This is a genomic window from Falsiroseomonas oryziterrae, assembly GCF_021864505.1.
GTDB lineage: Bacteria > Pseudomonadota > Alphaproteobacteria > Acetobacterales > Acetobacteraceae > Falsiroseomonas > Falsiroseomonas oryziterrae.
This window is the reverse complement of the sequence record NZ_JAKJIB010000195.1, coordinates 1-7425: the sequence shown is the minus strand read 5'-3', so window position 1 is coordinate 7425 and position 7425 is coordinate 1. Positions and strand designations below refer to the sequence as shown.

General features: G+C 72.3%; 8 protein-coding genes and 1 pseudogene. 3 read left to right on the top strand and 6 right to left on the bottom strand.

Features of this window, described 5'->3' with window-relative positions; translation table 11 throughout:
• Positions 1-214 (bottom strand): annotated as a pseudogene (locus tag L2I40_RS15115) (hypothetical protein); the annotation flags it as partial.
• Positions 215-484: 270 nt separating this feature from the next.
• On the opposite strand from L2I40_RS15115, the gene L2I40_RS15110 reads away from it, so the two are divergent.
• The gene (locus L2I40_RS15110) at positions 485-1210 is read left to right on the top strand and encodes a response regulator transcription factor (protein WP_237216033.1); all 726 of its coding nucleotides are present in this window, start codon (positions 485-487) and stop codon (positions 1208-1210) included.
• A 191-nt stretch (positions 1211-1401) separates the two neighbouring features.
• On the opposite strand, the gene L2I40_RS15105 is transcribed toward L2I40_RS15110, so the two are convergent.
• Both L2I40_RS15105 and L2I40_RS15100 read right to left on the bottom strand, forming a co-directional pair.
• Complete coding sequence (locus L2I40_RS15105) at positions 1402-2034, bottom strand: malonic semialdehyde reductase (protein WP_237216032.1); 633 nt, start codon at positions 2032-2034, stop codon at positions 1402-1404.
• A 98-nt stretch (positions 2035-2132) separates the two neighbouring features.
• Positions 2133-2699 (bottom strand): NifU family protein, encoded by a 567-nt coding sequence (locus L2I40_RS15100; protein WP_237216031.1) that lies wholly within the window; start codon positions 2697-2699, stop codon positions 2133-2135.
• Between the two features lie 146 nt (positions 2700-2845).
• Between L2I40_RS15100 and L2I40_RS15095 the strand changes: the two genes are divergently transcribed.
• Positions 2846-3841: a Bug family tripartite tricarboxylate transporter substrate binding protein gene (locus L2I40_RS15095; RefSeq protein WP_237216030.1), complete on the top strand. Its 996-nt coding sequence runs from the start codon at positions 2846-2848 to the stop codon at positions 3839-3841.
• Positions 3842-3854: 13 nt separating this feature from the next.
• Here the strand turns inward: L2I40_RS15095 and L2I40_RS15090 are convergent, their stop codons facing one another.
• The 3 genes from L2I40_RS15090 to L2I40_RS15080 are packed head-to-tail and all read right to left on the bottom strand — an operon-like array spanning position 3855 to position 6045.
• Positions 3855-4355, bottom strand: coding sequence for a universal stress protein (locus L2I40_RS15090; RefSeq protein ID WP_237216029.1), 501 nt, complete (start codon positions 4353-4355; stop codon positions 3855-3857).
• Positions 4355-5140: a TIGR02186 family protein gene (locus L2I40_RS15085; RefSeq protein WP_237216028.1), complete on the bottom strand. Its 786-nt coding sequence runs from the start codon at positions 5138-5140 to the stop codon at positions 4355-4357. The genes L2I40_RS15090 and L2I40_RS15085 overlap by 1 nt, the downstream gene beginning before the upstream one ends.
• Positions 5137-6045 (bottom strand): sulfite exporter TauE/SafE family protein, encoded by a 909-nt coding sequence (locus tag L2I40_RS15080; RefSeq protein WP_237216027.1) that lies wholly within the window; start codon positions 6043-6045, stop codon positions 5137-5139. The genes L2I40_RS15085 and L2I40_RS15080 overlap by 4 nt, the downstream gene beginning before the upstream one ends.
• Positions 6046-6490: 445 nt before the next feature.
• Between L2I40_RS15080 and L2I40_RS15075 the strand changes: the two genes are divergently transcribed.
• Positions 6491-7425: metallophosphoesterase (locus L2I40_RS15075; protein ID WP_237216026.1), on the top strand; the 935-nt coding region annotated here is incomplete at its 3' end.

Below are 7425 nucleotides of genomic sequence, written 5' to 3'. Positions count from 1 at the left end.
CGAGGTCCGCCAGGCTCCGCGCCGACACCGTCTCGGCCGCGGCGGCGACCAGCGGTCCGTCGGCGCCGCGCAGGATCACGGGCGTCCCGCGCCGCAGCTCGGCCATCGCGCGATGCACGGCGCGCAGCGCCCGCGCCGCCTCGTCCGGGCCGGTGGCCCCTTCGTCACGTGCGTGCTCGCGCAGGTGTGAGGCGACGTGTCCTGTCAGTGTCATTCGATCTGTCCGTGGCTGGCCGGCCGATTCACGAAGCCGAATGTGGCGCGTACAAGGCGTTTGGGAGGGCCGAACGGCGCAAAAACATTCCGCACGTCAAGCGGAGGTGATCCTCCGTGAGGCGTTACAACACTTGCCCAGCCCGTGAACGGTGCGGCAATGTCCGGTCCGTGAGCAAGGGGGTGGCAGTCTTGGACTGTCGCGTGATCCTTGCATGGCGCAGGCGACGGGAGGACGACGCCTCCCGGACCCTCTTGGAGCGGAGCGAACATGGCCGGTCCCCGACCGATCCTCGTCGTGGACGACGACGAAGCGCTGCGCGAGACGCTGTCCGAGCAGCTGGCGCATGACGGCGAGTTCGCCCCCGAGCAGGCCGGCAGCGCGACCGAGGCGCTGGCGCGGCTCGCGGCGGAGGATGCTCGCTACGATGCGATCATCCTCGACATCGGGCTGCCCGACGGCGACGGGCGAGAACTCTGCGCCAGGCTGCGCAAGCAGGGGCATCGCATGCCGATCCTCATGCTCACCGGCGCGGACCAGGAGCAGGACATCGTCCGCGGGCTGGATTCCGGCGCGAACGACTACATCGCGAAGCCCTTCCGGGTGAGCGAGCTGACGGCCCGGCTGCGCGCGCAGCTGCGCGTCTTCGACAACTCCGAGGACGCGGTGTTCACCGTCGGCCCCTACACCTTCCGTCCCTCTGCGAAGCTGCTGCTCGAGGCGGCACGCAACCGGAAGATCCGCCTGACCGAGAAGGAGGCGGCGATCCTGAAGTACCTCTACCGCGCCGGCGGGCGACCGGTCGGCCGGCAGATCCTGCTGAACGAGGTCTGGGGCTACAACAGCGCGGTCACGACGCACACGCTCGAGACGCATATCTACCGCCTCCGCCAGAAGATCGAGCCGGACCCGTCCCAGGCGCGCCTTCTTCTCACCGAAGGTGGCGGCTACCGCCTCGACCCGCATGCGGGACGGAACACGCAGCAGGCGGCTTGACGCCCCACGACGGCGCCTTCGGCGCCGCCGCGGGGGCCCCGCATTAGCGCCAGTTCTGCCCTTATGGTTCATCTGCCGTGGCGAAACCACGGCAGGGTACCGGGGGGCGGCGCGTTGGCATGGTACGGCTCTCTCCCTCTCCCGCCTGGGCGGGAGAGGGTCGGGGTGAGGGTGGGATCCTCGGCCCGCCTCTACTCCAGGCGGCAAGCCTCGTCGAAGGACAGGCGCGGGCTGCGCGGGAACAGCCCCGCCGGATCGCCGTAGCCGAGGTTGACCAGGAAGTTCGACTTCCAGGTGGTGCCGGCCAGGAAAAGCTCGTCGACCTTCGTGTTGTCGAAGCCGCTCATCGCGCCGACATCGAGCCCGACCGAGCGTGCCGCGATCATTAGGTAGGCGCCCTGCAGCGTGCCGTTGCGGAAGGCGGAGGTCTCGGCGAAGGCCGGGTTGCCCGCGAACCACGACCGCGCATCGGCATGCGGGAAGAGGAAGGGCAGCTTCTCGTAGAACTCGACGTCATGCGCGACGATCACGGTGACCGGCGCGGTCATCGTCTTCTCGACATTGCCCGGGCTCAGCGCCTGCTTCAGCTTCGCCTTGCCCTCCGCCGTGCGCACGAAGACGAAGCGCGCGGGCGAGGAATTGGCCGAGGTCGGGGCGAACTTCAGGAGGTTGTAGACCTCCTCGAGCTTGGCGTCCGGCACCGGCCGGTCCTGCCAGGCGTTCTGGGTGCGGGCCTCGCGGAAGAGCTGGTCGAGGGCCTTGTCGTCGAGGGTGGTCGGATCGGACAGCACGGCGCGCTCCGGATGGTTGCGTCTGGCGCGCATATGGGGCGGGCCATGCGCGCTCCAGCCCGGGGCGCGCGCATGACCGTCATCACCAGCATGAATGGTGGGGCGGCGCCGTCAGCCCGGCGCCGGCCGGATCAGGCCTCGACCTGCTCCACGCGGACCACCTCCGGCACGTAGTGCCGCAGCATGGTCTCGACGCCGTGCTTCAGCGTGGCGCGGGAGGAGGGGCAGCCGCTGCACGCGCCCTGCATCCGCAGGCGCACGACCCCCTCGCGGAAGCCGCGGAAGACGATGTCGCCGCCATCGCCGGCCACCGCCGGGCGGACGCGGGTGTCGAGCAGTTCCTTGATCTGCGCCACGACCTCGCCGTCGGCGGCGTCGAAATCCTCGTCCTCGACCGCTTCCTCGACGCCCTCCACGACCGGCAGGCCGGCCAGGTAGTGCTCCATGATGGCGCCGAGCACGCGCGGCTTGAGGCGCTGCCAGTCGGCGTCCTCGGCCTTGGTCACCGTGACGAAGTCATTGCCCAGGAACACGCGCGCCACGTCGCCGACGCCGAAGATGCGGGCCGCAAGCGGGCTTCGCCCCTCGGCCTCGGCGGCGCCGGTGAAGTCGGCGGTGCCGCGCCCGCCCATCACGTCCCGCCCAGGCAGGAACTTGAGGGTGGCGGGGTTCGGGGTGCCTTCCGTCTCGATGAACATCGTGTCGCAGTCCGTTGCGCTGGCTCTTTGATTGCAGACCTATGTGGTCCGTTTTCCGGCCTGCTGCAACGGCGGGGGCAGGCGTGGCTCATCCCTCTTGATGCGAATGATTCGCAATTGCATAAGGGGGCGGCCGGAGACACCACATGACCCCACGCCACCCCGCCCGCCTGTCCCGCCGCACCCTGCTGCGCGCCATCCCGCTGCTCGCAGTGCCAACGGTGGCACGCGCGCAGTCGCAGCCGCTCCGCCTGGTCGTCGCCTCGGCGGCCGGCGCGAATGCCGATGTCGTCGCCCGTCTGCTCGCCGCCGCCTGGGAGCCCGAGCTCGGCCGTCGCGTGCTGGTCGAGAACCAGCCCGCCGCCGCCGGCTCCCGCGCGGTCGAAGCGGTGGCGCGCGCCGCGCCGGATGGCGAGACGCTGCTCTTCGGCACCGTCTCCCAGCTCGTGATGAACCTCGCGCTCTTCGACAGCCTGCCGGTGGATGTCGAGCGCGCGATCCGCGGCGTGGCCTTCGTCAACCGCGTGCCGATGGCGCTCTGCGTCCCGGCCGGCGAGTCCGCCACCGATCTGCCAGGCCTTCTCGGCCGCATGCGGATCGAGCAGGGGCCGATGCAGTACGGCTCGGGGCCGGCGGGCACGACGACCCATGTCGTCGGCGCGCGCTTCGCGCAGGCGGCCGAGATCACGCGCGGCGACCTCGTGCATGTGCCCTACCAGTCGAGCGCGCTGGCGCTGACCGACCTGATGGCCGGGCGCCTGACCTTCATGTTCGACGCCGCGGTTACCGCGCTGCCGCATCACCGCGCCGGCCGGCTGCGCATCCTCGGCATCGCCGCCGAGCGCCGCCTGCCCGCCGCTCCCGACATCCCGACGATGGCCGAGGCCGGGCTGCCTGGCTTCACCGGCGGGACCTGGAACTCGATCGCGGCGCCGGCCGCGCTGCCCGACGCGGTGGCGGAGCGGCTGAACGCGCAGCTCGCCGGCCTGCTGGCGCGGCCCGAACTGCGCGAAAGGCTGGAGGGCATGGGCAGCGAGCCGATCGGCCCTGCCAAGTCCCCGCGCGAGGTGGACGCCTTCTATGCGGCCGAGCGCGCGGTCTGGATCCCGCTGATCCGCAACGCCGGCATCCGCGCGATGTGAAGCGCGTGACGCGTCAGGTGACGCGCTCCAGTTCCTCTTCGCTGAGGTCGCCGGGCACGATCGTCATCGGCACGGCGAGCTTCGCCGCGTAGCGCCCGGCCAGCGCAGAGATCAGCGGGCCCGGCCCCGACCCGCCGGTCGCCGCGGCAAGCACGAGGATCGAGATGCGCGGATCCTCCTCGAGCAGCGCGAGCAGCTCGTCGCGCGGATCGCCCTCCCGGATCAGCAGGATGGGAATGCCGCCGGTGATCTCGTTCACCTCGGCCGCCATGGCGGAGAGCAGCTTTTCGGCATCCTGCCGCCGCTCCTCCGCCAGCATGGCGCCGACACCCGCCCATTCGACCTGGCCGGCCGGCTCGATCACCCGCAGCAGCGCCACGCGCCCGCCGCTCTTCTTCGCGCGCAGCGCGGCGTAGCGCAGCGCCACCCGGCGCTCCGCGCTGTCGTCGACCACCACGAGGAACACGCGGTCGCGGCGGGCCTGGGCCGCCGCCTCGGCTGCTGTCTCGCCCATCAGCTCCTCCGGAACAGGACGCTGCCGAGCCAGCCGGCCAGGGCAGCGAGGACCACGCAGGCCAGCCCGTACAGCATCGGCTGGTTGCGCGCGACATCGGCGATCTGCGCCGCCGTGCCGACACGCACGACGTCGAGCTGCAGCTCCTGCCGCGCCGCCACCCGGCCGGCGCGCACCAGCATCACCTGCACGCGATAGGTGCCGGTCGTGACGGTGGACGGCACCGGCAGCCGCGCATGGAACAGCCGCCCGCCCGAGACCTCGACCGGCGCCGCCTGGTCCACCCACAGCCCGTCGCGCTGCTTCAGCTCCCGCAGCGCATCCCGGAACTGCGGCCCCCGCGCGCCGAGCTGCGGCAGCGGGATGAGATCGAGTCCGAGCCGCTGCTCGCCGCGCTCGTCGGCGGCCAGCATCTCCTCCACCGCCCGTGTCCCGGCGAGGGCCCAATAGGCGGGGATCCGGTTGAACCGCGCTGTCGGGCCGTTGATCCAGAAGCCGAGCACCTGGATCTTCTCGCGCACCACCATGGAGGTGAGCGGGCCGGTCGCGAGCACGACGATCTCGTCGCCGCGCTCGCCGATCAGCCGCTCGGTCGCGCCGAAGACGAGAATCTCGCCGCCGGTGAAGGCGGTCGTCACCTCGATGCGCCGCTCCGCGAGTTCGGCGGCGAGCGGCGGTGGCGGCACGGGCGCGGGCTGCGCCCGTGCGACGCCGAGGCTCGCGAGCAGGCCGATCGCGGCCAGCGCGCCGCGCCAGGCGACGGTGTGGGGCTGCGGGTGAGTCACGGCGCCGGCCCGATCACGAACAGCTCACCCGGGACCCGCAGCAGGTCCCACAGCAGCGCGCCGGCCACCGCGAGCACCAGGACGCCGAGCAGCGCGCGGGTCTCCTCGCCGCGCAGCTTGCCGCCCATGGCCGCGCCGAACTGCGCGCCGGCCACGCCGCCGGCCAGCAGCAGCATGGTCAGCACGATGTCCACGCTGCCGATCTGGACCGCTTGCAGGAAGGTCACGTTGGCGGTCACGAAGACGACCTGGAACAGCGAGGTGCCGATGACGATCGAGGTCGGCATCCCGAGCAGGTAGATCATCGCGGGCACGAGCATGAAGCCGCCCCCGACGCCCATCACGGCGGAGAGCAGGCCGATGAAGAAGCCGACCAGCAGTGGCGGGATGACGGAGATGTAGAGCCGCGACTTCCGGAACCGCATCTTCAGCGGCAGGCCGTGGATCCAGAAATGCTCGTGCAGCCGCGCCGGCCGGCTGCCCTTGCGGCGCAGGATCGCACCGACGCTCTCGCGCACCATCAGCGCGCCGACCGTGCCCAGCACGACCACGTAGAAGATGGCGACGGCGAGGTCGACCTGCCCCGCACGGCGGAGGAAGGCGAAGAGCTGCACGCCGGCGAAGGAGCCGACGAAGCCGCCGACCAGCAGCACCGAGCCCATCCGCACATCCACGTTGCCGCGCCGCCACTGCGCGATCAGGCCGGAGACGGAGGCGCCGAGCGTCTGGTTCGCACCCGATCCCACCGCGACGGCGGAGGGGATGCCGATAAGGATCAGCAGCGGCGTCAGCAGGAAGCCGCCGCCCACGCCGAACAGGCCCGAGAGCCAGCCCACGCCGAAGCCGATGCCCAGCAGCAGCAGGGCATCCACCGACATCTCGGCGATCGGCAGATAGACCTGCATCCCACCATCCGGTCAGCGCCCCGCGGCGAGAGACGCGAGGTGGCGGGACGAAGGCGGCTGGCCCGCCGGGCACTTCCCGCAAGCGCCCACGCAGCGATTCTCCCCCTGTCGGAGGGTCTCGGCAAGCACCCCTCGGCGCACCGGGTGCAGGCCGGGCGCCTTGAGCCGCGCGCGAGGATTTCTGCGGGCCCGCACCACGATGACCGACGCCCGCTGGGCGCCGCCAGCGCCGTTCCGGAAGGTGCCCCGGCGCTGCCGCCACGCATTTCCTGGGGCGCGGTGCTCGCCGGCGCCATCGCCACGGTCCTCGGCGTCCGCATGGGGACGCGCCGCAGGCTCGCGGACGGCGATGCCCGGACCACCTGACGCGGGACGGCCTGAACCGGACGCTGGCTGGCTGTCGATCGCACATGACAGCGGGCCCCGCGGCCGGTTAAGTGGCGGCATGCTCTCTCGCCGCACGCTTCTCGCGGCAGGCCTCGCCCTGCCCGCGCTCCGCCCCGCAGCCGCGCAAGGCGCGACCAGGGTCAGCCTGCTTCACCTCAACGACTTCCACAGTCGCCACGAAGGCGCGCAGGCCAATGGCGCGGCGTGTCGCGCGGACCAGCCCTGCCTGGGCGGCAGCGCGCGACTGGTGGGCGCGGTGAAGGCCGCGCGCGCCGCGGCTGCCGGAGAAGGGCGCGGCGTGCTGGCGCTCGACGGCGGCGACCAGTTCATGGGCAGCCTGTTCTACACGGTGCATCGCGGCCTGGCCGAAGCCGCGATCCAGCAGGCCTGGGGCGTGCAGGCCATGGCGCTCGGCAACCACGAATTCGACCACGGGCCTGAAAATGCGGCGCGCTACATCCGCGCGCTCGGCGCGCCGGTGCTGGCCGCCAACCTCGACACGACGGACGAGCCCGCGCTGCACGGCCTCGTGCGGCCCTTCACGGTCTTCCAGCACGGCGGCGCGCGCATCGCGGTGATCGGCCTGATCACCGAGGAGACGCCGACCATCGCCTCGCCCGGCCCGCGGCTCCGCTTCCGCAACTCCGAGGAAGCGGCGGAGCGCGCCATCGCCGAGGCGCGCGCGGCGGGCCCCGCGACGGTCGTGCTGCTGTCGCATCGCGGGCTCGCGGCCGACCAGCGCTTGGCGCAGCGCATCCGCGGCGTGGACGTGATCGTCGGCGGTCATTCGCACACAATCCTCGCCAACATCCCGGGCGCGGCGGGGCCGCATCCCGTGGTGGTGGACGGGCCGGACCGCGCGGTGCGCATCGTGCAGGCCGGCGCGCTCGGCCGCTTCGTCGGCCGGCTCGACCTAGACCTGGCGCCGGACGGGCGCGTTACGGCGCATGGCGGCGAGGCGGCAGAGGTCGCGCCCGCGCTCGCCGAGGACGC